The sequence below is a fragment of the Flexivirga meconopsidis genome (assembly GCF_026162425.1).
In the GTDB taxonomy this organism is placed as follows: Bacteria; Actinomycetota; Actinomycetes; order Actinomycetales; family Dermatophilaceae; genus Flexivirga; species Flexivirga meconopsidis.
This window is the reverse complement of sequence record NZ_JAOBQJ010000003.1, coordinates 654114-678872: the sequence shown is the minus strand read 5'-3', so window position 1 is coordinate 678872 and position 24759 is coordinate 654114. Positions and strand designations below refer to the sequence as shown.

The following is a 24759-nucleotide window of genomic DNA, read 5'->3' as shown; positions in this document are numbered from 1 at the left end:
AGGTCACTCTTGGTTCTGCGGGGGCAGGTCGGCGATCAGCGGGTGGTCCTTGGCGATGACGCCCATCTTGGCCGCGCCGCCCGGGCTGCCCAGGTCGTCGAAGAACTCGACGTTGGCCTTGTAGTAGTCCGCCCACTGCTCGGGGGTGTCGTCCTCGTAGTAGATCGCCTCGACCGGGCAGACCGGCTCGCAGGCGCCGCAGTCGACGCACTCGTCGGGGTGGATGTAGAGGCTGCGCTCACCCTCGTAGATGCAGTCGACCGGGCATTCCTCGATGCACGCCTTGTCCTTCACATCGACGCACGGCTGTGCAATGACGTAGGTCATGACGAACGGGTCCTCCTGCTTGACGGATATGCGAGCGATGACGTGCGAAGCAGCTGGTCAGGCGCGAAGCGACTGCCCGGCTACGTTGCACACGCTCGCCTAGTATGCCGCCGTGCAGCCCGAGCCCTTCAGCCAGTCTCGACTCGCGGGGTTGCGCCCGGGCTCCCGGGTCGTGCTGCGAGTGCGACTGGCGGCGGACGAGGTGCCACCCGGCGGGCCGCACTTTACAGATGTAGTGGGAGAGCTTGCACACATCGCGGACGGAATGTTCGCCATTCGGACACGGCGCGGTGAGGTCACCGTGCGGGCGTCCGAGGTGGTGGCGGCCAAGGAACTTCCTCCGGCACCCGCACGGCGGGGTCGGCCGCACCGCGCGATCGACATTGCGGATCTGGAGCGAGTGATGGCTGTCGGCATGCCGCCGCTGGACTCCTCACACGTCGGCGACTGGTGGTTGCGGTCTGCACACGGCTACACCGGACGGGCGAATTCGACTCTGCCGCTTGGCGATCCGGGTGCACCGCTGGACCTGGCCGTGCAGCAGGTGACGGACTGGTATGCCGAGCGTGACGCTCCCGCACTGTTCCAGCTCTACGGCCCGGTCGGTGCCGACCCGACGAGCGACCCACTCGGCGCACTGCTCGCCGCCGAGGACTGGCGGATCTTCCAGCGCACGCTCGTGATGACCGCAGACGCCTCGGCTATCGCGTCGGATTCGACTGGTGCGGCTGCGATTTCGGTGACCGATCGACCTGACTCCGACTGGTGGTCGGGTGCGTCGCCACGGGCGCTCGCACACCGGGAGACGCTGAGCGCGATGCTTCGGCTGGTGCCGGACGGTGCGTATCTCTCGTCATACATCAATGAGGAGGTGGTGGGCCACGCGCGGACGGTGCACTCCTCCGGCTGGTGCGGCGTCTTCGACGTGCACACCCGCGCAGACGTGCGTCGACGCGGCGTCGCGCGGGCGCTGCTGGCGGCGAGCGCACGCGATGCGCTCGAGCACGGCTCGCGGCTGCTTTACCTGCAGGTGAGCGCCGACAACGAGCCCGCCACCACGCTCTACCGCTCGCTCGGTTTCGAGGTCCACCACGAGTACCACTACGCCCGCTCCTCCCCTGCCTCTCCTCCCCGGCGTCCCCGACCCTGACGGCGATTCCGGCCGCTCCTCGCGACGCTGACGGTCCTTGCGACGATTGACGCCGAGATCTCACCGTCAACCATCGGAACGGCCGTCAGGGTCAGCAGGGATGCCAGCTGCCTGTGGATAGAGTCCGGGCCACGACGCGACCGAGTGCAAACATGCGCGGATGACCGGCGAGCCCATCAAAGAGTCGGAGATCGCGAGCGCCGCGGAGCTGCTACACCGCGGACTCATCCCGTGGCGCGACGTACGACGGCCCGACAGCCTGCTCCGTCGTATCCGGCCCGGTGACTACGTCGACGCGGACCGCTGGGCAGACCTCCATCCGATCGAGCGACACCGCGCCCTGATCTTCGCGACGCTGCAGCGGATGCGAGAACCGCTACCGATGCTTTCGCACGTCTCGGCTGCGGCCGCGTGGGGTATGCCGATCATCGGCGCCTGGCCGCAGCGGGTCGAGGTGCTCATGGACTCAGCGGCTGCCGGGTCCAGCGCGCTCATCAGGCGTCACCGAGTGCGCAATGTGCCCGAACCGGTGATGTTCGGCCGCATTCCCGTCACGTCGGCGGCGCGCACCGTGATCGATCTGGCTCGCACCTGCGACCTGGCCACGGCATTCGCCGCTGGCGATTGGGCTCTCCGGAGTGGGTTGTGCACCAGCGACGAACTGGCCGACGAGGCGCTCGCCATCCCCCGGCGTGGGTATGGCCGCAAAGCAGCCCTCACCGTCCACCTGCTGGCCGACCCCCGAGCCGAGTCCCCTGGCGAGTCGTTGAGCCGGGCGCGGATGTACGAAGGCGGCTTCCCGCAGCCCGAGCTCCAGGTCGACCTCATCGACTCCGCGGGCACGTTCGGTCGAGGTGACTTCGGCTGGAAAGGTCTGATCGGCGAGTTCGACGGCGAGCGGAAGTACCGCGCGACCGGTGACGCAGGCGACGTCGTGAGCGAGACCATCGTGATCAAGGAGAAGAAGCGCGAAGATCGAGTGCGCCGCACCGGCAAGGACGTCGCGCGTTGGTGCTGGACGGATGCGCTCTATCGGCGGGGACTGTACGAGGTGCTGACCGCCGCCGGCCTGACGCGATCCGGCAATCGCGAGTGGCGGCCTTACCGGCAGTGACATGCGCGAGCCCGACGGTCTTTCCGGCAGGTAGATACGACCCTGACGGCGCTTCCGACGGTTGACGGCGAGATCTCGCCGTCAACCGTCGGAAAGGCCGTCAGAGTTGGAGCTGGGTGGGTATGCAGGTGGTGGGGCGGGCGGGGAGGTCAGTTGCAGGTGACGCGGACTGCGGGCTCGTACTTGGTGGTGACGCTCTCGTCCTTGACCACCTTGCCGGCCCGGTCCTTGACCACGCGGGTGACGGTCACCTTGAAGCCCTCCTGCGGCGGTTGCGCGATGCACTTGTCGCCGGTCAGGTGCTTGGCCTTTCCGGGCTGGACGAACGCGAACTGGTCGCTGGTCGAGGAGGTGACCGAGAAGACCTTGGTGCCGTAGAGCCGGATCACGGCGGCGTCGCCCTCGATGCCGGCTTCGATGCGCACCGGGTGGCCGGAGTCGTTGGTCCACTTGTTGTCGATCGTCGGGTCCCACATGGTCGCCTCGCGGCCCATCGGATAGCGCGGGATCCAGTAGGTGTGCGCGGTGTGCTCGACCAATTTGAGCCCGGCGAAGAAGGTGGCGTTGTAAAGCGTCGTCGACACCTGCGAGATGCCGCCGCCCATGCCGGGTACGTCGATGCCGCCCTGCAAGGTCGGCGCGTCGACATACCCATTGGCCTTGGTGAACGGCCGCAGCGTGTCGAGCAGCGAGAACGTCTCACCGGGTGCCACGACGATGCCGTTGAGCCGGGCGAGGCCCACCCGGATGTTCTCGGTGCGGGCGGCGTTGGATGCGCCGGTCGGGAACGGCGAGACGAACTCCGACATCAGCTCGTTGCCGATCGTCACCTTCTTCAGGTCGGCCTCGCTCACCTGCGGTTTGGCGACCTTGGTGGGCAGACTCATCGTGCGGTCGGCAGCCGTCAACGCCTCGATCAGCTGCTTGCCGGCGTTGCCCGTCTCGACGACGGTCCCGTCCTTACCGGGTATGACGGAGGTCTGCCCATCCTTCACGCTGAGCTTGGCGTTGACCGGCGCCGTGACCAGCCCCGCCGTCTTGCTGTCGAGCAACTCAGTGAGCGCGGTCTCGTCCACCTTCGTCTGCAGGGTCTTGCCGTCGAAGTCGGTGCTCAGCACGTTGGAGACCTCGGCCGGCTGGAGCGATGCGGACTTGTCCCCGACCGCGACCTTGATCGGTGCTGACATCGCCGGGTTCGCAACCGCACTGACGTAGCGGTCGATCTCGCCGTCGGTGAGCGGGGCCGGCTGCTCGGAGAGGTCGGCAACGTAGCTCGTCTTGCCGGGCCACCCTTGGGAAATGTGCGTTGCGACAGCGGCCGCGTCGATGCCCCGGCCGGGCGTGGACTCCTTGGTGACGACCTTGCCGCCGATGTACTTCACCGAGCCGTTGACCGGCGAACCCTTGATCACCGCACCGGCCTGAGCGACGGCGTGCTGCAGGGCCTGCTGGTTGAACTTCACCGGCAATTCGCGACGTGGTCCCCCACCGGCCAGGTGCTGCCACACGGTCGACGGCTTCAACGAGAAGCCGGTGAGGCCGTCGAGCGCCGACGAGGTGTCGATCGAGATGCCGGAGGTCGCCGGATTGATCGACAGGTCTCGCCCTGCGGCGGTGATGTCGATCGGCTCGGCCAGCTGAGCCTTGGTCGAGGCGCGCAGCTTGACGCCGGCGTCGGCCCTGTCCAGACCGCCGACGGAGACGCCGCCGACACTGGTGCCGTCCGGAATCTTGCCCGACTGCCAGGCAGCCACTCCGACATACGCGCCGGCCAGCAGCACGAGCGGTCCGCCGATCCAGAGCGCCTTGCGCAGGCCGCGCCGCTTGCCCGGCTGCTTGCCCTCGGACACGACGTCCCCCGCCTGCGCCTCGTCGATCGTCAACGCTGTACCCCAAACGCTCCCCGGTAGTAGACCAGGGCGTCACCTGGCCGTTCAGTGATCGTCAACGAGCGTACGTTGCCAATCAGCAGCGAATGATCTCCCGCGCCGACCGTGTCGAAGGTGTGACATTCGAGCGTGCCGAGCGCGTCATCGAGCAGCGCGACCCCGGTCACCGCCCCGCGATGATGGGCAATTCGGTCGAGCTGACCGTGCAGCGGCCTCCCGCGCGTCGCCAGCCAGGCCGCGGCCGCACGCGCCGACTCGGGCAGGATGCTGACCCCCCAGACGCCGGACTCCAGGACGGCGTCATGGAACCGCGCCTCCTTCTCGACACTGAGCACGACCAGCAGCGGCTCCAGCGACACCGACATCACCGCGTTGGCGGTCATCGCGTGGTCGAGGCCGCCGGCCTTGGTCGTCACGACCGTCACGCCCGTGACCAACCGCCCCATCACCTGGCGGAAGGCGTCAGGGTCGACCGGTTCGGGCTCCTGCGCTGCTTGGCTCATCGGGTGCTCATGCTTCCAATCCGGTATGACGCAGCTCGCGCGCCGACGGGGTCCCCTCTGCCACCTCGCCGGTCACCGGGTCCAGCCGCACGAACGCTTCGCGCGCGGCGAGGCGGGTCGCGACGTCGTTGGACAGCGTGTAATAGCCGTCGAACACGGTGACCTGGGTGCGATGCTGCTCCAGCGCGGCCGCCTGCGCCGGCAGCGCGGCCTCGTCGACGATGGTGTGGGTGACGACTTGGTCGTCGACGACGCTCGGCAGGAACGCCTCGTCCGGTGACGGCACGATCACTCCTTCGCGATCGACGTGCTCGGCGAGCCATCGCCGGTCCTCGATCGCCCAACTGCGAGGAGTCACAACGGCATACAGCGCCGGAGGGGCATCCATGGAGGCGACCGCCAGCCGGGTCGCGTCGTGCGTGCGGATGTGGTCGGGGTGGCCGTAGCCACCGTGCGCGTCGTAACTGACGACCACGTCGGCGTCCAGCTCTCGCAGGTGGCCGGCGATGGCTGCTGCCACCTCGTCCACGGAGGCGCCGGTGAGTGCTCGCGGATGCTCGGCCGACGGAGTCCCCGCCATACCCGAGTCCCGGTAGCCCCCGTCGGCGAGCACGGTGGCCGAGCTGACCCCCAATGCCTTGGTGGCGCAGGCGAGTTCGTCGCGACGCACCTGGGCCAGCGGGTCGGCGATGTCGGCCGGTCGGGGCTCGCCGTCCGGCAGCTGCAGGTGCGCCAACTCCGGTGGGATGACCTCGCCCTCCTCGCCGAGGGTGGCGGTCAGCACGTGCACCTCGTCCCCGCGCGCCGCGTGGTGGGCGATCGCCAGCCCAGTCCACAGCGACTCGTCGTCCGGGTGCGCGTGCACGAAAACCATTCGCATTGTTAGCTCTTCGCGGAGCTCCGCGCACGGGCAGCGGCACGGGCGCGCTCACCGGAGTTGAGCACTACCTTGCGGATGCGCACGTCCTCAGGCGTCACCTCGACACACTCGTCCTCGCGGCAGAACTCCAAGCTCTGCTCAAGCGACAGCTTGCGCGGCGGGAAGATCTTCTCGAAGTTGTCCGCGCTCGAGGCGCGCACGTTGGTGAGCTTCTTCTCCTTGGTGATGTTGACGTCCATGTCGTCGGCGCGGGAGTTTTCCCCGACGATCATGCCCTCGTAGACCTCGGTGGTTGGCTCGACGAAGAGCGTGCCGCGCTCCTGCAGGTTGACCATCGCGTAGGAGGTGACCGCGCCGGAGCGGTCGGCGACCAGCGAACCGGACTGCCGGGTGACGATCGGGCCGAACCACGGCTCGTAACCGGAGAACACGTGGTGGGCGATGCCGGTGCCGCGAGTCTCGGTCAGGAACTCGGTGCGGAAGCCGATGAGGCCCCGTGACGGGACGACGAATTCCATCCGGACCCAACCGGTTCCGTGGTTGGTCATCTGCTCCATCCGGCCCTTGCGGGCGGCCAGGATCTGGGTGATCGTGCCGAGGTGCTCCTCGGGGGTGTCAATCGTGAGGTGTTCGACCGGCTCCTGCAGCTTGCCGTCGACCTCCTTGGTGACCACCTGCGGCTTGCCGACGGTCAGCTCGTAACCCTCGCGGCGCATCTGCTCGACCAGGATCGCGAGCGCGAGCTCGCCACGGCCCTGCACCTCCCACGCATCGGGACGCTCGGTCGGCAGCACGCGCAGCGACACGTTACCGATCAGCTCGCGGTCGAGCCGGTCCTTGACCAGGCGCGCGGTGACCTTCGACCCGCGCACCTTGCCGGCCATCGGCGAGGTGTTGGTGCCGATGGTCATCGAGATGGCCGGCTCGTCGACGGTGATGAGCGGCAACGGGATCGGGTTGCCCGGGTCGGCCAGCGTCTCGCCGATGGTGATCTCGGGGATGCCCGCAACGGCGATGATGTCGCCGGGGCCGGCGGAGTCGGCCGGCTGACGCTCCAGGCCCTGGGTCATCAGCAACTCGGTGATCTTGACCGATCGCTGGGAACCGTCGTGGCGGCACCAGGTGACCTGCTGGTTCTTCTTGATCTCGCCGTTGTGCACGCGCAGCAGCGCGAGCCGGCCGAGGAAGTTGCTGGAGTCGAGGTTGGTCACGTGCGCCTGGAGCGGGGCCTGGTCGTCATACGTCGGTGCCGGGATGGTGTCCAGGATCGTCTTGAAGAGCGGCTCCAGGTCGCTGCCCTCGGGCAGGCCGCCGTTGGCCGGGCGGGTCGTGGAGGCGACGCCGGCCTTCGCGGACGCGTAGACCACCGGGAAGTCCAGCTGATCGGCATCGGCGTCGGCGTCGTCGAGCAGATCCATGAACAGCTCATAGGTCTCTTCCTCGACCTCCTCGATGCGGGAGTCGGGGCGGTCGACCTTGTTGATGCACAGGATCACCGGCATCTTGGCCGCGAGCGCCTTGCGCAGCACGAAGCGGGTCTGCGGCAACGGGCCCTCACTGGCGTCGACGAGCAGCACGACGCCGTCGACCATCGACAGACCGCGCTCCACCTCGCCGCCGAAGTCGGCGTGGCCGGGGGTGTCGATGATGTTGATGGTCACCGGCTTGCCGTCAGAGGACGGCCCGTCGTAGGAGATCGCGGTGTTCTTGGCGAGGATCGTGATGCCCTTCTCGCGCTCGAGGTCACCGGAGTCCATGACTCGCTCGCCGGTGGTCTCGACGGTCTGCCGCTCCCCGAAGGAGCCGGTCTGCCAGAGCATCTTGTCCACGAGGGTGGTCTTGCCGTGGTCGACGTGGGCAACGATCGCGACGTTACGCACGTCACTACGGGACTTCAAAGACATGCTCCCTATTTTCGCAGGGTTTTGGAGTGCGGATGACCACGGCTCACGGGAGCAGCAACGCGGCATCCCCGAATTCGTGCCAGCGGTAGGCGTGGGCGACCGCTGCGTCATACGCCGCCTGGGTGAGGGCGGCGCCGGCGACCGCCTCCACGAGGAGCAGATGCGACGCCTGCGGGTCGTGCCAGCCGGTGACCAGGCCGTCGACGACGCGCGGTGGATCGCCGGGGGTGACCACCCGCTCGGTCCATCCGTATGCCGGTGCGACCCACCCACCAGGAGTCACCGCCGACTCCAGCGCGCGCGTGACGGTGGTGCCGACCGCGACCACGCGGCCGCCGGCGGCGCGGGTCGCATTGACCTGACGGGCGGTCGCCTCCGGCACCTCGAAGCGCTCGGCCTGCGGCCCCTCTCCCGCTTCCTGGGAGGACACTGCGGTGTGCAGGGTGATCGGTGCAACACCGACGCCGGCAGCGACCAGCCGGGTGACGACCTCGGGCGTGAACGGTCTTGCAGCCGAGGGCATTTCGGCGCTACCGGGCACCGTGGCGAAGACGGTCTGGTATGCCGACAGCGGGTAGCTCCGGTCGAGGTAGCCATAGCTGATCGGGCGGCCGACAGCACGCAGGTGCGCTGCGAGGTCCCCGTCGGCCTCGGCCTGCCAGAGCCGATTTCCCGCACCGGTCGGCGAGGAGTCGAAGGGGTATGGCGCACGCAGCGTCAACACAAGTGCGCCCGTCTCGAGATGGTCGCCGGGGCGGGCGTCGAGCACGGCTCGGGCGGCATCCGGCGCGGAGCGCACCTCGACCACCCACGTGCCGTCGTCGAGCGGGGTCGCGACGTGCAGCACGACCGGCCCGCTCCCGGCGAGACGGGCGTCGACCTGACCGGCGATCGTCGCGGAGTTGTTGACCACCACCAGATCCCCCGCGCTGAGGTGGTCGGGCAGGTCGCCGAAGCGCACGTGCTCGATGCCGTCGCGGGTGCCGACCAGCAGCCGCACCTGGTCACGCGCCAGACCGCGTGCCTCGGCCGGCGCCGGAGCGGTCCCGCCCTGGGGCGCCTGAAACCTCGTGGCCGGCCGGCTGTCGAGCGTCGTCATGCGGTCACCCCGGCCGTCGCGGCCACCCCGACGGGCAGGTCTGCCGCGCGGTAGCGACCGGACGGCGGCCGATTGGTCCACAACGATCGCAACCGCGGCACGATCTCCTGCGGCAACGGCCGGTCGGAGATGTCCTGCTCCGGAAAGGCCGCCTGGTGCATCGCGGTGCGCATGTCGCCCGGATCGACGGCGTAGGCGTGCAGTGCGGGGTTCTCGGCTGCGAAGGTGAGCGTGATGTGGTCCAGTCCGGCCTTCGAGGCGCCGTAGAGACCCCAGCCCTCGTAGTGCTCGACGGCGGCGTCGGAGGAGATCGAGAGCAGCACGCCGTCGCTGGCGAGCAGGGTGGGCAGCAGGTCGGCGGTCAGGATCAGCGGCGCGCCGATGTTGGTGCGCCAAACGTCCTGCAGGTCGGCGACCGTGACCGTGCCGAGTGCGGGCAGCGGCGTCGGACCGAGCGTGCTGGCGTTGTGCACCAGCAGGTCGAGCCGGCCCTGCCGCCGGACGGCACCGAGCAGCGAGGCCTTGTGGGCCGCGTCGGTGACGTCTCCCGGCACCACTTCGACACCGTGCAGACCGCGCGTGGCGTCATACAGCTGCTGGGCGTGGCGGGCATCGGTGATCACGTGCCAGCCGTCCCCACTGAGGGCCCGCACGAGCTCCAGACCGAGCCCCGAGGAGCCACCCGTGACGAGTGCGACCTTGTTGTCAGCCATTGCGTTTCCTTGCCTCGACGAAGATGATGTAGGCATCCTTCAAGTTGAAGTGAACTTGAAGTCAAGGCCTGAAATTCGAGGATTCGCAATGGATAAGCACGACCTGTTGACTGTCGGCGCCGTCGCTCAGCGCAGTGGCTTCGCCGCGTCCGCCTTGCGCTACTACGAGGCACAAGGTCTGATCTTCGCCGACCGCAATGCGGGAGGCCAGCGGCGGTTCGAGCGCAGTGTGCTGCGCCGGCTGGCGTTCATCCGCGCGGCCGCGAATGTCGGGCTGACCCTTGAGGAGATCCGCACCGAGCTCGACATGCTCCCCGGAGGCCGCACCCCCACCAAGGCCGACTGGCAGCGGATCACCTCGCACTGGCGCGGCCGATTGGACGAGCAGATCGCGGCATTGGAGAAACTTCGCGACGGACTGGACTCCTGCATCGGCTGCGGATGCCTGTCCTTGCAACGCTGCTCGATCTCCAACCCCGACGATCGTGCGGGCAATGGCTCCGAAGCCGAGCCCGGCGCGGCGTTCCTCCCCCGCCTGCTGCGGCGGCCACAGGTGCCGCGCTGACCGCCGACGGCCGTCTTAGATCTCGAGATGGTCAAGGTAAACCGGCAACCAGCCGTGCACGAGCTGTGACCTGGGTAACATCGCACGACATTTGTTTCCCGGCCCGAAAGGTCCACGCATGGCCGTCACCAAGCCCACGGCTGCAGTTGTGCTGATTGCGGCATCGGCGCTCACCCTCAGCGCCTGCGCCAGCTCCAAGCGCAGCGACAACAACGCGTCGGGAGGCGCGAAAGGCAACACCAACGCCACGCTCAACTTCGGCGCCGCGGGAGCCCCCGCCACGCTCGACCCCTTCTACGCCAGCGACGGTGAGACCTTCCGCGTCAGCCGGCAGATCTTCCAGGGCCTGACCGGCTTCAAACCCGGCACCGCGGAGGTCGCGCCGGCGCTCGCCACCAGCTGGACCCCGTCCAGTGACGGTAAGACCTGGACCTTCAAGCTCAAGACCGGTGTGAAATTCACCGACGGCACACCGTTCAACGCCGACGCCGTGTGCAAGAACTTCAAGCGGATGGACAGCCAGAACGCCGCCGGCCAGCAGGCCTCGGAGTATTGGCTGACCAATATGGGCGGCTACAACGGCGCCAAGGGTGAGCTCTACCAGGGCTGCACCGCCAAGGACGACGCCACCGTCGAGATCAAGATCGCCCGGCCGACCTCGAAGTTCCCGGCGCTGCTCGGCCTGCCGGCATTCTCGATGCAGTCGCCGACCGCACTGGACAAGTACAAGGCCAACGACATCAAGGCGCAGGGCGAGGGTTTCGTCTACCCGGCATACGCCAACGCCCACCCGGTCGGCACCGGCCCGATGAAGTTCCAGTCGTACGACAAGACCAACAAGACGGTCACGCTGGTGCGCAACGACGACTACGCCGGCGACGAGAAGCCGACGATCGCCAAGCTGGTCTTCCAGATCATCCCGGACGAGACCGCCCGCAAGCAGGCCCTGTCCGCCGGCACGATCGACGGTTACGACCTGCCCAACCCGGTCGACTGGCCGTCGCTGAAGAAGGACGACAACCTCGAGATCCGCCCGGCGTTCAACATCCTCTACCTGGGCCTGAACTCCCAGGTCGACCCCAACCTGAAGGACCTCAAGGTCCGCCAGGCGCTCTACTACGCGATCAACCGCGACCAGCTGGTGAAGTCGCTGCTGCCCTCTGGCGCCAGCGTCGCCACCCAGTTCATGCCGAAAACCGTTGCGGGATACAACGATTCACTGCAGCCGTACAAGTACGACCCGGCGAAGGCGAAGCAGTTGCTGTCCGAGGCGGGCAAGTCCGGTATGTCGATCACGCTCTGGTACCCGACCGAGGTCACCCGGCCGTACATGCCGGCTCCGGACAAGATCTTCAACGCGATCAAGGCCAACTGGGAGGCCGTCGGCATCAAGGTCACCCCGAAGCCGCTGCCGTGGGCCGGTGGTTACGTCACCCAGACGCAGAACGGCAAGGCCTCGGCATACCTGATGGGCTGGACCGGCGACTACGACACCCCGGACAACTTCCTCGGCAGCTTCTTCTCCGACCCGAAGGGTCAGATGAGCGTCGGTGCCTACCCGTGGGGCGCGAAGTTCGTCAAGGACCTGGCGGACGCCGACTCGATGGTCGACGAGTCCGCTCGCACTGCGAAGTACGAGCAGATCAACAAGCAGGTGATGGAGCAGTACCTGCCGGGCCTGCCGATCTCGAGCTCGCCGCCGGCAATCGTCTTCTCCAAGAAGGTGACCGGCGTGACGCCGAGTCCGCTGACCGACGAGCACCTGTGGACCGCGAAGGTCGACAAGTAGTCGCCTGACCGCTCTCCGTCGGTGCCGTGACGCCCGTCCCGGCACCGACGGAGGAGTCCCCTTCCAAGTAGGAGCCACCCTTCGTGCTGCGCTACATCCTGCGGCGACTCTTGCAGGCCGTGCTGGTCATGTTCGTCCTGTCGCTGCTCCTCTTCGCCTGGCTGCGTTCGCTGCCGGGCGGCCCCGTCGACGCGATGCTCGGCGAGCGGGCCACCCCCGAGAACCGCGCCGCCATGCGCAAGACGCTCGGCCTGGATGACCCACTCCCGGTGCAATATCTGCGCTTCCTGGACAACGCGGTCCACGGCAACTTCGGCACGTCGACCGGCGTGCAATCCGGCACCGACGCGTTCAGCCTTTTCTGGCAGCGGTTGCCCGCGACCGTCGAGTTGTCGGTGTTCGCGATCATCATCGCGCTGGTCACCGCCATACCGCTCGGCTACTTCGCGGCCAAGCGGCACGGCGGCCTGCTCGACACCGGGTCGGTGGTGTTGTCGCTCATCGGTGTCGCGGTGCCGGTCTTCTTCCTCGGTTTCGTGCTGAAGTACTTCTTCTCGATCGAGTGGAACCTGTTGCCACCGACCGGACGGCAAAGCGCCGATCTCAACGCAACCCGGGTGACCAACTTCTACGTCCTCGACGGCCTACTCACCCGCGAGTACGACGCCTCGTGGGACGCGATCAAACACCTGATCCTGCCGGCGATCGCACTGGCGACGATCCCCTTCGCGATCATCTTCCGGATCACCCGCGCGTCCGTGCTCGACGTGCTGGGCGAGGATTACGTGCGCACGGCAGAGGCAAAAGGCCTGTCCCGCAGAGTGATTCGCGGCCGACATGTGTTGCGCAACGCAATGCTCCCCGTGGTCACCACCATCGGTCTGCAGGTCGGCGGCCTGCTCACCGGCGCCGTGCTCACCGAGACGGTGTTCGCCTTCCCCGGGCTCGGTGACGCCCTCGCCACCGCCTTCACCACCCGCGACTACCCGGTGTTGCAAGTGCTGATCCTGATGGCTGCCCTCGGCTATGTGATCGTCAACCTGCTGGTCGACCTCGCGTACGCCGTCATCGACCCCCGCGTTCGGACGAGGTGAGCGCGATGAATCCCATGCAACGCAAGAAGGACCGCATCGACAAGCTGGCAGAGCAGGCGGCTGGCGCCTCGGCCGACGTGCCCGACGCCGGCAAGGTCGCCGACACCGGCGGTGTCAGCCTGATCGCCAGTGCCTGGCGCCGGCTGCGGCGCAACCCGGTCTTCCTGGTCGGCCTCGCGGTCACCGTGCTGTTCGTGCTGATCGCGATCTTCGCGCCGCTGCTGGCGCCGCACAACGGGCAGACCGGCTATCTGCTCAATCAGGTCACCCCGAATGACCCGGTCCCGGGCGGCCAGGACGGCTTCCCGCTCGGCGCGGACGGGCAAACCGGTCGCGATCTGCTCTCCCGCCTGATCCTCGGATCCCGGCAGACGCTGATCGTCGGCGTCTGCGCGACTCTTGCCGGCCTTGCCGGCGGGGTCGTGCTCGGCACGCTGGCCGGCGCGTTCGGCGGCTGGGTCGACACGGTGGTGATGCGCCTGGTCGACGTCATGCTGTCACTGCCGTCGCTGCTGCTCGCGATCTCGGTCGCGACGCTCTTCGGCCGGCCGTCACAGTGGACCCTGATCGTCGCGATCAGCGTCGTGCAGGTGCCGATCTTCGCCCGATTGCTGCGCGGCTCGATGCTCGCCCAGCGGGCCAGCGACCACGTGCTAGCCGCGCGGGCGCTCGGCGTGAAACGCGGCCCGATCACCTTCCGCCACATGCTGCCCAACTCGCTGGGACCGGTCCTGGTGCAGGCGACGCTGGTGCTCGCGACCTCGATCATCGACGCCGCCGCGCTGAGCTTCCTCGGCCTCGGCAACCCTGACGACTCCTCGCCCGAATGGGGTCAGATGCTTGGCAAGGCGCAGGACTACTTCGACGTCGCTCCGCGACTGGCGTTCTGGCCGGCGGCGTGCATCGTCGTCGTCGCATTCGGCTTCACGCTGATGGGTGAGTCGCTGCGTGAGGCCCTCGACCCGAAGACCAGGAGGTGACCCCGATGAGTGCTGCGGCATACGAGCCCGAGGTGCGCGCCGGCGACAGCCTGCTGTCCGTGCGCGACCTGGTCGTCGAGTTCGGCGGCAAGGGACGACCGACCTTCCGCGCGGTCGATGGCGTGTCCTTCGACGTGGGGCCCGGCCAGACCATCGGCCTGGTGGGCGAGTCCGGTTGTGGCAAGTCGGTCACCTCGCTGGCGATCATGGGCCTGCTGCCGGCCCGCGGCAACAAGGTCGCCGGGTCGGCGACCTTCGACGGCACCGATCTGCTGACGCTGGATCAGCGCGAGATGAGTGACCGGCGCGGCCGGGACATCGCGATGATCTTCCAGGACCCGCTGTCCTCGCTCAACCCGGTCGTGCCGATCGGCGTCCAGGTCGCCGAGGTCATGCAACGCCACCAGGGCCTGAAGAAGGCTCAGGCGATGCAGGAGTCGCGACTCCTGCTCGACCGGGTCGGCATCCCGGACCCGGCTCGCCGGCTGAAGGAGTATCCGCACCAGTTGTCCGGCGGCATGCGGCAGCGCGCACTCATCGCGATGGCGCTGGCGTGCAAGCCGCGGCTGCTCATCGCCGACGAACCGACCACCGCGCTCGACGTCACCATCCAGGCCCAGATCCTGGAGGTGCTGCGCGAGCTCGTGGTCGACTCCGGCACCGCGCTCATCATGATCACCCACGACCTCGGCGTCGTCGCCGGACTGTGCGACGAGGTCAACGTCATGTATGCCGGGCGTATCGTCGAAAGCGCCTCTCGCCACGAGATATTCGCCCGTCCCGAGCACCCCTACACGCACGGCCTGCTGGGGTCGATCCCCCGGTTGGACGGCACGCGTGCGGGCGCACTGCACGCCATACCCGGTTCGGTGGCGGACAACATCCCGTGGACCGGCGGCTGTGCCTTTGCCCCGCGATGCACCAACGCGACCGCCATCTGCCGTGAGCAGTCGCCCGCTCTGGAAGCGGACCCGACCGGCATCCCGGACCACCTGCTGCGCTGCCACCACCCGATCCTGCCTGGAACGGACTCCACCCATGAGTGAGCAAACTTCGATCCTCGACAAGAAGCGGCCCGACGGGTCGGCCGACATCCTGCTGGACGCGCAGGACGTCAAGGTGCACTTCCCGATCAAACGCGGCGTGATCTTCGACCGCACCGTCGGCTACGTCTACGCCGTCGACGGTATGACGCTGCAGATCAATCGAGGTGAGACCTACGGCCTCGTCGGTGAATCCGGTTGCGGCAAGTCGACATTCGGCCGAGCGTTGCTGCGCCTGGAAGAACCGACCGCCGGCACCGTCGCCTTCGACGGCACCGACCTGTCGAGCCTGAAGGGCGAGACGCTGCGCAAGCAGCGGCGCAACATGCAGATGGTCTTCCAGGATCCGTTGTCCAGCCTGGACCCGCGCCAGACGGTGGAGGCACTGCTACTGGAAGGGATGCGAGCACACGGGCTGACCAAGGACAAGACCGCAGCGCACGCCCGGTTACGCGAATTGCTTTCTGCGGTGGGCCTTCCCGAGGCTGCATTGAAGAAGTACCCGCACGAGTTCTCCGGCGGCCAGCGGCAGCGCATCGGCATCGCCCGTGCCCTGTCGGTCGACCCGCAGCTGATCGTCGCTGACGAGCCGGTGAGCGCCCTCGATGTCTCGGTGCAGGCCCAGGTGATCAACCTCCTGGAGGATGTGCAGGAGCAATTCGGCCTGACCTATCTGGTGATCGCCCACGACCTGGCCGTCGTGCGCCACATCAGCGATCGGGTGGGCGTGATGTATCTCGGTGCCCTCGTCGAGGAGGCCGACGCGGACGACCTCTACGCCATGCCGTTGCACCCCTACACGCGGGCGCTCATGTCGGCGGTGCCGATCCCCGATCCGCAGGTGGAGGACCGGCGCGAGCGGATCATCCTGGCCGGCGACCTGCCCTCCCCTGCTGCGCCTCCGAACGGCTGCCGTTTCCACACCCGGTGCCCGTGGCGGCAGGAGACCAAGTGCGACACCGAACGGCCGCAGTTGCGTGAGGTTCGGATCGAGGGGGTGCCTGCAACGCACCGGGTCGCCTGTCACTTCGCCGAGGAGATTCAGTCCGGCGCGCTCCAGCCGCACAGCGTCACGCCCACGATCGTCGACCCGGACGCCGACCGGCCCCGCCCCGACATCGTCGAGGACGGGGCCCCGGGCGCCGACCCGTTCCCGGACGCACGCCCGCCCGGCGTCTGATCGGTCGGGCCGCCCGGATGGGCGTGCATTAGGCACAACGCCCCGATCCGTCAATGCATCAGGCGGTGGTCGTCAGCGCGGGCGGCTGCTCCGACGGCTGCACTTGCTGCTCCGGGCGGTGCACGGCGCGCGACGGCCACCATGCCGCCCGGCCGAGCAGGGCAAGAGCGGACGGCAGCACGACCAGCCGGACGACGGTGGCGTCCAACGCGATCGCCACTGACAGACCGACGCCCATCTCCTTCATCTCGGTCATCGACAGCGTCGCGAAGAGCGCGAAGACCGAGATCATCACCACGGCCGCGCTGGTCACCACCCCTGCGGTCTCCTGCACACCCTGCCGCACCGCGAGCCGTGGCGGCACACCCGCCTTGACGTATTCGCGGACCCGGCTGAGCACAAAGACGTGATAGTCCATCGACAACCCCATCAGCACCACGAACAGGAAGATCGGGATCCAGGAGATGATGCCGCCGGTGGAGCTGAAGCCCAGCGCTGACTCCGCCCAATCGTGTTGGAAGACAAGCGTTATCACGCCGAACGCCGCACCGAGCGAGAGCAGGTTGAGCGCGGTGGTGAGCAGCGCGATCAGCACGCTGCGGAAAGTCACCGCCATCATCAGTAACGTCAGGCCGAGCACGAAGATCAACACCTTGGGCAGTCCGTCGGACTGCTGCTGCATCTCGTCGTAGCTGCTGGCGACCCCGCCCCCGACCGCCCACTCCCCACCATCAGGTATGACGGGGGGCAGCACTTCGGAGCGCAACCGGTGCACCGCATCGCCCGCGGCGAAGGAACCCTCCGCGGCGACACTGCCGAGGGTGAGCACCACGGTCCGACCATCCGGCGACTGCCGCACCGGGTCCGCGACCTGCTTCCAGTCACCGGTCGAAGCAGCCTTCGTTTCAACGGCTTTCACCGCCTGCTGCAGTGCACCAGGCTCCCCGCGAAGCACAACCTCGGCAGTCGGACCGTCCCCCGGGTAGCTCGTGCCGATCTGCTGCATCGCCTGCACCGCCGGCAGATCCTGCGGCAGCGAGTCGAGGCTGCTTGTCAGCAGCTTCATGCCCAGTGCAGGGGCGGCCAACCCGGCCAGCAAGACGACGCCGGCCACCAGCGCGACCACCGGACGACGCATCGCCGGCCCGAGCAGTCGACGGCTGATCGCACCGGGCTGCATACGCGCGGATACGCGCCACAGCAACGGGATTCGCGGACGGTCCACCTTGTGACCAAGCAGCGACAGCAGTGCCGGCAGCACGGTCAACGAGCCGAAGACCGCGATCACGACGACCAGGAGGGCACCCGTGGCGAGCGAGTTGAAGGTGGCGTCGCCCACGACATACAGGCCGACCATGCTGACCGCGACCGCAAATCCGGACACCACGATCGAGTGACCGGACGTCGCTGCGGCGATTTCCACGGCGTCGACAGTGTCGTGACCGCGCTGCCGTTCCTGTCGCTCGCGCTTGAGGTAGAACAGCGAGTAGTCGACGCCCACCGCCATACCGATCAACAGGATCATGCTGGTGACGGTCGGCTCCATCGGCACAATGAGCGAGATCGGGCCCATCAGGCCCATCGTCGCGAAGACACTGGTGACCGCGAGCAGCACCGGGATGCCGGCCGCGATCAGCGCGGCGAAGACCAGCAGCATCAGCGCGAGCGTGACCGGCAGGCTGATCGTCTCGGCCGAGCCGAGGTCTGCCGCGACCCGGTCGTTGATGGCGTTGCTCAACGAGGTGTCGCCGGTCTGCACGAAGCGCAGGTTCGGTGCTCGTTCCTGCGCCTGGGCGACGGCCTTCTCCAGACCGGAGACATCCGGCGTGGCGTCGTCAGCCGCCTTCTTCATCGTCGCAACGACCAGGACGGACTTCTCGTCCGGCGCCACGATCGCGGGCGCAACCTTGCGCACGTGCGCGTCGCGCGCGACCTCCCGGCCCAGCGCGTCGGCGGCGGCCCGGACGTCACCGCCGACCGCCCCGCCGGAGGCGCTGCGCACCAGCACGTACTCGCTGTCCGGAGCGCTCAGCCCGGCTTGGTCGATCCAGCGGGCCGCGGTCCCGGACTGCCCGGTGCGGTAGTCGGCATCCGTGGTGGTCTTCATCGAGATGCTCGCGCCGAGTCCGACTGCGGCGACCACCAGCAGCAGCCACACGCCCAGCGAACGCCAGGGGTGCCGCACGCTCCACCGTGCGATATTCAGTGTGATACCAGACCTTTTCACGTCTGGGCCCTCCCTCGAGGTCCGATTGTCACCGGCGGATTCGCCGGCATACATCAGACTTGGGCAGGGTGGCTGCAATGTCAGTGCCGCTTGCACCCCGATCGCTGGTGGGGTTAGCCCCACCTGCGTCGTGGGGCTGAGCCGCCCGACTTCCCGCGAATATTCGGACAGGATGGCTCACGTGAACCACACCGCCGGCCGGCCACTCATCGCGCTCACTCACTGGGTGTCGATCCTGCTTTCGGTGCCGACGCTGGCCTTCCTGGCGCTGACCGTGGTCGGCATCGTCGCCTCACCGGTCGGCATCGGTGTCCTGCTGTTGCTGGTCGCCGTACCCGCACTTCAGCTGGTCGCAACCGGGCAGCGGGCGCTGGCACGAGCTGTCCTGCGGGAACCGGTCGTGCAGGAGTATGCCGGTGCCAAGGGCCTCGGACCGATCGCCCGAGTGCAACGCTGGGCCACCGATCCGACCCGCTGGCGCGACCTGCTCTGGGCGCTCTACTCGGTGAGCATCGGCCACTTCCTGTCGATGCTCAGCTTCAGTCTGTTGGTCTACCCGCTCTGGTCGGTCGTGTGGTACTTCCTCTGGCTGGGTCTTCCGGATGTGTTCGGCACGCCGTTCGGCGTGCTGCACATTCACACCACCGGACAGGCCCTGGTCTTCACTGCCGTCAACATCGTGCTCAGCTCCGCCCTCTGGTGGTATGCCGCAAAACCCCTGGCACGCTGGAGATTCGGCGTCGACGCCTACCTTCTCGGCCCCTCCCGCCAGGTCCGTCTGCAACGCCGGGTCGACGAAGTGACGATCTCCCGGGCCCGCGGCGCCGACGCCGCTGCGGCCGAGCTACGCCGCATCGAGCGCGACCTGCACGACGGCGCGCAGGCCAGGCTGGTGGCACTCGGGATGAACCTCGGCCTCGCCGCCGAACTCGTCGACGGCGATCCCGAGGGCGCCAGGCAGCTCCTACTCGAGGCGCGCGACAACGCCGGCGACGCATTGCAGGACATCCGGTCGGTCGTGCGCGGCATCCACCCACCGGTGCTCGCCGACCGCGGGGTCGTCGACGCGATCCGCGCGCTTGCGGTCGACCTGCCGGTCGACTTCGAGTTGCAGCTCGAGGCGCCCGACCTTCCCGCACCGATGGAGTCGGCAATCTACTTCGGCGTCGCCGAGTGCCTGGCCAACATCGGCAAGCACTCTCGCGCCACCGCTGCCTGGGTCACCATGCAACCTCGAAATGACCTGATACACATCGAGATCGGCGACAACGGCATCGGTGGGGCATCGACCGAGGGCAGCGGGTTGCGGGGCGTCGCCTCGCGCGTGGCGGTGTTCGACGGCACGATGTCGGTGTCGAGTCCGACCGGCGGACCGACGGTGGTCAACCTGGAGGTGCCGTGCGTGCGGTGATCGGAGAGGATCATGCGCTACTGCGCGACGGGCTCGAACGCATCCTGCGCGCCCACCAGATCGAAGTCGTCGCCTCGGTCGACAACGCTCCGTCACTCGCCCGGGCGCTGCGCGAGCACCGCCCCGACGTTGCGGTCGTCGACGTCCGGATGCCTCCCACCCTCACCGATGAGGGCCTGCGGGTGGCGATCGAAGCGCGGCGGGAGCTGCCTGGCCTACCTGTCGTGGTGCTCTCGCAGTATGTCGAGCAGCTCTATGCCCGAGAGCTGCTGGAGGACGGGGACGGCGGCGTCGGCTACCTGCTGAAGGACCGGGTATCGGACGTCGGTGCCTTCGTCAGCGCGGTCCGTCAGGTCACCAGTGGCGGCACCGTGCTCGACCCCGACGTGGTGCGCAATCTGCTCGCCCGTCGCACCCAGGGCAGTCCCGTCGACCGCCTCACCGAGCGGGAGCGCGAGGTGCTCGGGCTGATGGCCGAGGGCCGCTCCAACGCGGCGATCGCCGCCGCACTCTTCGTCACCGAGAAGGCGATCAGCAAGCACACCAACGCGATCTTCACCAAGCTCGACCTGCCGGTGTCGGCAGATGACAATCGTCGGGTGCTGGCAGTGCTGGCCTACCTCAGCGCCTGAGCCGGCTCTCGAGCTGTCGCACTATCGGGCGGTCATCGGTGAGCCATGCCACGTCATACAGCTCATCGAGGGTGAGCCACCGGATCGCCTGGTGCTCCGGCCCGAACTTCGGTGTGCCATCAATGATTTCGGCCCACCACACCTGCATCGCGTATGCCGCGCCGAGCGGCCATGCCCTGCCGTCGGCGACGAGCGGGCCGGGCACGGGCGTGCCGAGTCGCACCCGCACGTCGAGCTCCTCCTGGAGCTCGCGGTGCAGCGCGTCGATCGGTCCCTCCCCCTCTTCCACCTTGCCACCGGGCAGCTCCCATCCGCCGGCGAGCGCGGACGGCTCGGCGCGCTGCGCCGCGAGCAGCCGGGCGGGCCGGTGAAGGTCGTCGACGATCGCTGCGCCGACCACGGCACGTCTTGTCACGCCGCACAGCGTGGCACACGCGAGTGCACCGCACACGGTGCGGGAAGCCTGTCCTTCGTGGACAGGCGGCCCGCCGCGGGCCAGGCTGACCGCATGAGCCGCTTGTTGACCGACGAGGAGATCGAGCGCCAACTGCGCGACCTGCCGGGCTGGTCCCGCGATGACGCGAGCCTCCGATCGTCATACACCGCACCGACATTCCCTGCCGGGATCGATCTGATCCGCCGTGTCGCAGACGACGCGGAGCAGATGAACCACCATCCCGACTTCGCGGTTTCCTACACGCGCATCGACTGGGCGCTGTCGACGCACAGCGAGCACGGCATCACCCAGCTCGACATCGAACTTGCTCATCGCATCGCCGAGTCGGCCGCCCAGGTGGGTGCACAGGTCGAGGTATGACGGGGCAACCGCACGAAGGCGAGCTGCAGGACGATGCGCTGTCCGGTCGGCTGAACTGGCTCCGGGCAGGGGTGCTCGGCGCAAACGACGGCGTCGTCAGCGTCGCGGGCATCGTGGCCGGTGTCGCGGGTGCGACGACCAACCGCAGCAACATCGCCATCGCCGGGATCGCTGGTCTTGTCGCCGGCGCATTGTCAATGGCCGCAGGCGAATACGTCTCGGTCAGCACCCAGCGTGACAGTGAACGCGCCATGCTGCGCAAGGAGCGCTACGAGCTGCGCGAGCTGCCGGACGAGGAACTCGACGAGCTCACCGAGATCTACCAGGCGAAGGGGCTGGACGCCGACCTCGCCCGGCAGGTGGCGGTGCAGCTCACCGCGCACGACGCGCTCGGTGCGCATGCCGAGGCGGAGCTGGGGATCGACCCGGACGAGCTGACCAACCCGTGGGAAGCGGCCGGCGCGTCATTCCTGTCGTTCACGCTGGGTGCGCTGATCCCGCTAATCGCGATCCTGCTGCCCTCCCCGAGCCTGCGGGTGCCGATCTGTTTCGCCGCGGTGATCGTGGCGCTGATCGTCACCGGTGCGGTGAGCGCGCGCCTCGGCCAGGCACCAAGCCGGCCGGCAATCATCCGCAACGTGCTCGGCGGTGTGCTCGCGATGGCCATCACGTATGGCGTGGGTCATCTCGTCGGCCATGCCGTCTGATCCGGCTCAGTCGCACACGCGCCACCCTGCTTGATCGCCTTGCTGATCGGCAGCACCTGCACCTGGGCGACACCATCGAGCTTCCCAAGGTCCTCCGCGACGAAACGGTAGAGGTCGTCCACACTCGAAAAGGCAGTGTTGGCAACGACGCTCGCCGGTCCGGTAACTGCCGCGGCGTACCGCACCGCGTCGTGCTCGGACAGCGCGTCACCGACCGCCTGCAGCTGCGCGGGGGTGACGGTCAGTGACATGTAGGCGCGCACCGGCCGACCGAATTGCGCGTCGTCCACGTCGACGTCGAAGGTGAGCACCCCGGCGGCGGTGAGTTCCTCGACCCGGCGTCGGAGTTGGGCATCACTGCGACCGTCGTTCGCCGTCGCGCGCAGCGCGGCGTAGGTCGCCCGGCCGTTGCGCAGCAACTCCTGCAGCATCGGTTCGTCGGCCGGTGTGAGGCTTGCGGGGCGGTTGTCTCGGGCGGTCGCTGACTCCAGCAGTCGCGCCTCCTGCTCGGCAGTGAGCAGACTGCCGCCGACCCGCCAGTCGCGGATCATTCCGCCCCGGAAGACGTGCAGCACGCCATACGCGGTGATCGAGTCGATCTGGGCGGTGCGGGGCAGTTGCCGCAGCAGCAGGTGGTCGCGCTCTTGCGCGCTGCGTGCTCGCAGCACACAGACCACCTCGGTGCCGCCGGACAGCAGCGCCACCCAGTGCACGTCGTCGCGCCGGGCGAGCGCACGGGCGATCTGCTCGGAGGCGTCCGGCCGGCAGGCCAGCCGCAGGCTCCAGTTCTGCTGGCCGAACGCGGACGGGTCGACCAAGCCGACCACCCGCACCGCGCGGGCGTCGCGCAGGCGCCGGTAGCGTCGGGCCACGGTTTGCTCGGACACCCCGAGCACGGTGCCGATCAACGCGAACGGAGCACGCGGCGAGACCTGCAAGCTGTGGGTGATCCGGAGGTCGAGGTCGTCAACGATGGTGGATTTGTCGGATGACATCGCAGTCATGTCGGAAATCTACGCGACCTGGCCTCCGGCTTGGGTGCTGTCACCGCAGCGCGGCAGACTTGCAGTCGTTCGCATCGGATGTCGATGAGCAGCGTCGCCGACCGTCATACCGATGTCCTCGCTACTTCTCTTGCAAAGGTGTGATCCGTCATGCGCAAGTGGCTGCCTCTGGTCACCATCTGCACCGGCACGCTCATGCTGCTCGTCGACGTCACGATCGTGAACGTCGCGCTACCCGACATGGCATCCGGTCTGCACACCACCTTCACCTCCCTGCAGTGGGTGGTCGACATCTACGCGCTGGTGCTTGCCGCGCTGCTGCTCGGCATCGGTTCGCTGGCCGACCGGCTCGGTCACCGTGCCACGTATGTCGTGGGCCTCGCGCTCTTCGCACTCGCCTCGGCGGCGAGCGGGCTGGCCGGCAACGACACGGTGCTGATCGCCGCCCGCGGGGTGCAAGGCGTCGGTGCGGCCGCGATGTTCGCCACCACGTTCGCTCTGCTCAACACCAGCTATCACGGACGCGACCGGGGCACGGCATACGGCATCTGGGGTGCGGTCTCGGGTGCTGCCGCAGCGGTCGGCCCGATCGCCGGCGGCCTGCTCACCGAGCACCTGTCCTGGCGCTGGATCTTCTTCGTCAACCTGCCATTCGCGATCGCGGCGATCGTGCTGTGCTTCGTGGTGCTCGCGCGCGACGAGCGGCACAAGACCCCGCTCGACTTCGTCGGCATGACGACCTTCACGGTCTTCGCGGGTGCGCTCACCTACGCGCTGATCAGAGCCAACGAGGACGGCTGGGGCAACGCCGTGGTGATCGGCTCGTTCGTCCTGTCGGCGCTCGCGCTGATCGGCTTCGTGGTGGCCCAGGCGAGGTTGCGGCACCCGATGTTCGACCTCGGGCTGCTGCGCAACGGGCCGTTCGTGGGTTCGCTGATCGCCGGATTCGTCCTGACCGCAGGCGCATTCGCCTATCTGACCTACGCCTCGATCTGGATGCAGTCGGTGCGCGGCATGTCTCCGGTCGAGGCCGGTCTGGCCTCGCTCCCGCTCGCCGGCGCCTCGTTCGCGACCAGTGCCAGCGTCGGCCGGCTGATGCACGGCCGCCGCAACTGGCTGGCGGTCGGCCTCGGCATCGCACTGACCGGCGTCGGCGGCTTGTTGGTCGCCTGGCAGTTGAACGGCGCGGGCGCCACCTGGGTCGCGCTGGTGCCCGGCCTGCTGGTGTCCGGCATCGGCGTCGGGCTTGCCGCACCGACGCTCAGCTCGACCGCGATGTCCGCGGTGCCGATGCACAAGGGCGGTATGGCGGCGGGCGCGGTCAACACCGCGCGCCAGCTCGGGTTCGCGCTCGGGATCGCCGCGCTCGGCACGGTTTTCGCCGCGCGCATCACCTCGGTGCTCTCGTCACAGTCCGTGCCGGACGCGTCGCGAGCCGGCGACGCGGTGGCCGGTGGGCAGTCCGGACTCGTGCTCGCGCAGGTGCCGGCTGCAGCGCGCCAGGCAGCGGACCACACGATTCACCTGGCGGCGGTCGACGGGTTGCGCCTCACCGCGCTGATCTCCGGGGTGCTCGGCCTGGTCGGCGGTCTGCTCGCCCTCCTGCTGATCCGCCCGCGCCGCGGGGCTGCCGGCCACGTCGCCGAACCGTCCGGCGACCTGCCCGAGGAGCGACCCGAGCTCGCCGGCGTCTGACCCGGGCGCTTCCGACCCTGACGGTCATTCCGACGG

23 protein-coding genes are annotated in these 24759 nt (G+C 68.3%); 13 read left to right on the top strand and 10 right to left on the bottom strand.

The window, feature by feature from the left end; genetic code table 11:
* Nucleotides 1-3: 3 nt before the first annotated feature.
* Nucleotides 4-327 (bottom strand): ferredoxin, encoded by a 324-nt coding sequence (gene fdxA, locus N2M23_RS13050; protein WP_171153647.1) that lies wholly within the window; start codon nt 325-327, stop codon nt 4-6.
* 112 nt (nt 328-439) lie between these two features.
* Here fdxA and N2M23_RS21010 point away from each other — a divergent pair, with 112 nt between their 5' ends.
* Together N2M23_RS21010 and N2M23_RS13040 are read left to right on the top strand one after the other, a co-directional pair.
* Nucleotides 440-1477 carry a GNAT family N-acetyltransferase gene (locus tag N2M23_RS21010; RefSeq protein ID WP_265446069.1) on the top strand — a complete coding sequence of 346 codons (1038 nt, stop codon included), beginning with the start codon at nt 440-442 and terminating at the stop codon, nt 1475-1477.
* Between the two features lie 160 nt (nt 1478-1637).
* The gene (locus tag N2M23_RS13040) at nt 1638-2591 is read left to right on the top strand and encodes a hypothetical protein (protein ID WP_265446067.1); all 954 of its coding nucleotides are present in this window, start codon (nt 1638-1640) and stop codon (nt 2589-2591) included.
* Between the two features lie 149 nt (nt 2592-2740).
* Here N2M23_RS13040 and N2M23_RS13035 read toward each other — a convergent pair whose 3' ends face one another.
* From N2M23_RS13035 to N2M23_RS13010, 6 genes are read right to left on the bottom strand one after another with little or no spacing between them, the layout of a single operon-like run.
* Nucleotides 2741-4474 (bottom strand): VanW family protein, encoded by a 1734-nt coding sequence (locus N2M23_RS13035; protein WP_265446065.1) that lies wholly within the window; start codon nt 4472-4474, stop codon nt 2741-2743.
* Nucleotides 4471-4983 carry a flavin reductase family protein gene (locus tag N2M23_RS13030; protein WP_265446063.1) on the bottom strand — a complete coding sequence of 171 codons (513 nt, stop codon included), beginning with the start codon at nt 4981-4983 and terminating at the stop codon, nt 4471-4473. The genes N2M23_RS13035 and N2M23_RS13030 overlap by 4 nt, the downstream gene beginning before the upstream one ends.
* 7 nt (nt 4984-4990) lie before the next feature.
* Nucleotides 4991-5863 (bottom strand): PIG-L family deacetylase, encoded by an 873-nt coding sequence (locus N2M23_RS13025; protein ID WP_265446062.1) that lies wholly within the window; start codon nt 5861-5863, stop codon nt 4991-4993.
* 2 nt (nt 5864-5865) lie between these two features.
* Nucleotides 5866-7767, bottom strand: a complete 1902-nt coding sequence (gene typA / locus N2M23_RS13020) for a translational GTPase TypA (protein ID WP_265446060.1) — start codon at nt 7765-7767, stop codon at nt 5866-5868.
* A gap of 43 nt (nt 7768-7810) precedes the next feature.
* The gene (locus N2M23_RS13015; RefSeq protein ID WP_265446058.1) at nt 7811-8866 is read right to left on the bottom strand and encodes an S-adenosylmethionine:tRNA ribosyltransferase-isomerase; all 1056 of its coding nucleotides are present in this window, start codon (nt 8864-8866) and stop codon (nt 7811-7813) included.
* The gene (locus tag N2M23_RS13010) at nt 8863-9579 is read right to left on the bottom strand and encodes an SDR family NAD(P)-dependent oxidoreductase (protein ID WP_265446057.1); all 717 of its coding nucleotides are present in this window, start codon (nt 9577-9579) and stop codon (nt 8863-8865) included. The genes N2M23_RS13015 and N2M23_RS13010 overlap by 4 nt, the downstream gene beginning before the upstream one ends.
* Nucleotides 9580-9667: 88 nt before the next feature.
* On the opposite strand from N2M23_RS13010, the gene soxR reads away from it, so the two are divergent.
* From soxR to N2M23_RS12980, 6 genes are all read left to right on the top strand, one after another.
* Entirely contained in the window at nt 9668-10144 is a 477-nt protein-coding gene (gene soxR / locus N2M23_RS13005; RefSeq protein WP_265446056.1) for a redox-sensitive transcriptional activator SoxR, read from the top strand.
* Nucleotides 10145-10262: 118 nt separating this feature from the next.
* Nucleotides 10263-11933 (top strand): ABC transporter substrate-binding protein, encoded by a 1671-nt coding sequence (locus N2M23_RS13000; RefSeq protein WP_265446055.1) that lies wholly within the window; start codon nt 10263-10265, stop codon nt 11931-11933.
* Nucleotides 11934-12016: 83 nt separating this feature from the next.
* Nucleotides 12017-13027, top strand: coding sequence for an ABC transporter permease (locus N2M23_RS12995; RefSeq protein WP_265446054.1), 1011 nt, complete (start codon nt 12017-12019; stop codon nt 13025-13027).
* Nucleotides 13028-13032: 5 nt separating this feature from the next.
* Complete coding sequence (locus tag N2M23_RS12990) at nt 13033-14007, top strand: ABC transporter permease (protein ID WP_265446053.1); 975 nt, start codon at nt 13033-13035, stop codon at nt 14005-14007.
* Nucleotides 14008-14012: 5 nt separating this feature from the next.
* A complete protein-coding gene (locus N2M23_RS12985) occupies nt 14013-15053 on the top strand; it encodes an ABC transporter ATP-binding protein (protein ID WP_265446052.1) in 1041 nt (346 codons plus the stop codon).
* The gene (locus N2M23_RS12980; RefSeq protein WP_265446051.1) at nt 15046-16230 is read left to right on the top strand and encodes an ABC transporter ATP-binding protein; all 1185 of its coding nucleotides are present in this window, start codon (nt 15046-15048) and stop codon (nt 16228-16230) included. Before N2M23_RS12985 ends, N2M23_RS12980 begins: the two co-directional genes overlap by 8 nt.
* A 58-nt stretch (nt 16231-16288) precedes the next feature.
* Here N2M23_RS12980 and N2M23_RS12975 read toward each other — a convergent pair whose 3' ends face one another.
* A complete protein-coding gene (locus tag N2M23_RS12975; RefSeq protein ID WP_265446050.1) occupies nt 16289-18415 on the bottom strand; it encodes an MMPL family transporter in 2127 nt (708 codons plus the stop codon).
* 223 nt (nt 18416-18638) lie between these two features.
* On the opposite strand from N2M23_RS12975, the gene N2M23_RS12970 reads away from it, so the two are divergent.
* Both N2M23_RS12970 and N2M23_RS12965 read left to right on the top strand, forming a co-directional pair.
* Entirely contained in the window at nt 18639-19868 is a 1230-nt protein-coding gene (locus N2M23_RS12970) for a sensor histidine kinase (RefSeq protein ID WP_265446049.1), read from the top strand.
* Nucleotides 19856-20500: a response regulator transcription factor gene (locus N2M23_RS12965; protein WP_265446048.1), complete on the top strand. Its 645-nt coding sequence runs from the start codon at nt 19856-19858 to the stop codon at nt 20498-20500. The genes N2M23_RS12970 and N2M23_RS12965 overlap by 13 nt, the downstream gene beginning before the upstream one ends.
* On the opposite strand, the gene N2M23_RS12960 is transcribed toward N2M23_RS12965, so the two are convergent.
* Complete coding sequence (locus N2M23_RS12960; protein ID WP_265446047.1) at nt 20490-20915, bottom strand: (deoxy)nucleoside triphosphate pyrophosphohydrolase; 426 nt, start codon at nt 20913-20915, stop codon at nt 20490-20492. The genes N2M23_RS12965 and N2M23_RS12960 overlap by 11 nt on opposite strands.
* Before the next feature lie 93 nt (nt 20916-21008).
* Between N2M23_RS12960 and N2M23_RS12955 the strand changes: the two genes are divergently transcribed.
* Together N2M23_RS12955 and N2M23_RS12950 are read left to right on the top strand one after the other, a co-directional pair.
* A complete protein-coding gene (locus N2M23_RS12955; RefSeq protein WP_265446046.1) occupies nt 21009-21317 on the top strand; it encodes a 4a-hydroxytetrahydrobiopterin dehydratase in 309 nt (102 codons plus the stop codon).
* Nucleotides 21314-22024, top strand: coding sequence for a VIT1/CCC1 transporter family protein (locus N2M23_RS12950; protein WP_265446045.1), 711 nt, complete (start codon nt 21314-21316; stop codon nt 22022-22024). The genes N2M23_RS12955 and N2M23_RS12950 overlap by 4 nt, the downstream gene beginning before the upstream one ends.
* Here the strand turns inward: N2M23_RS12950 and N2M23_RS12945 are convergent.
* Complete coding sequence (locus N2M23_RS12945; RefSeq protein ID WP_265446044.1) at nt 22000-23028, bottom strand: Lrp/AsnC family transcriptional regulator; 1029 nt, start codon at nt 23026-23028, stop codon at nt 22000-22002. The genes N2M23_RS12950 and N2M23_RS12945 overlap by 25 nt on opposite strands.
* A 150-nt stretch (nt 23029-23178) precedes the next feature.
* Here N2M23_RS12945 and N2M23_RS12940 point away from each other — a divergent pair, with 150 nt between their 5' ends.
* Nucleotides 23179-24723: a DHA2 family efflux MFS transporter permease subunit gene (locus N2M23_RS12940; protein WP_265446043.1), complete on the top strand. Its 1545-nt coding sequence runs from the start codon at nt 23179-23181 to the stop codon at nt 24721-24723.
* Nucleotides 24724-24759: the final 36 nt, after the last annotated feature.